This is a genomic window from Alicyclobacillus suci (assembly GCF_017329615.1).
Lineage (GTDB): Bacteria > Bacillota > Bacilli > Alicyclobacillales > Alicyclobacillaceae > Alicyclobacillus > Alicyclobacillus suci.
The window spans coordinates 1-407 of record NZ_JAFMTW010000177.1 but is presented as its reverse complement, the minus strand read 5'-3'; the positions used below and the strand labels follow the sequence as shown (position 1 = coordinate 407).

Sequence of the window (407 nt, the reverse complement as noted above, 5' to 3'; positions counted from 1 at the left end):
CATTGTCCGAACGATCTTTGCTCAACCGACGCAGGAAGCTGCCAAGCAGCAACTGTCTGTCGTTGTGGAGCAACTCCAAGAGAAGTTCCCGAAGGCGATGAACGTGTTGGAGCGTGCGGAGGAAGACGTGCTAGCGTACATGGCATTCCCGAAGGAGCACTGGAAGCAGATTTGCTCGACAAATCCACTGGAGCGTTTGAATCGCGAACTCAGGCGGCGCTTTGATGTGGTTGGCATATTCCCGAATCGGGAGTCCGTGGTTCGTCTTGGCGGTGCAATTCTTCAAGAGCAAAGCGATGAATGGGTTGTTGCAAGGCGGTATTTCAGCCGAGAGTCTATGGCTAAACTAACCGGCAACGACGAACAACAATTGCTGGCGCCAACGTCAGTTTTGCATAAATAGCAGA

The 407-nt window shown here is 52.3% G+C and carries 1 protein-coding gene; it reads left to right on the top strand.

Features of this window, described 5'->3' with window-relative positions:
• Positions 1 to 403 (top strand): transposase (locus J3482_RS20320; RefSeq protein WP_206923105.1); only part of this gene is annotated, 403 nt, incomplete at its 5' end.
• Between the last annotated feature and the right edge of the window lie 4 nt (positions 404 to 407).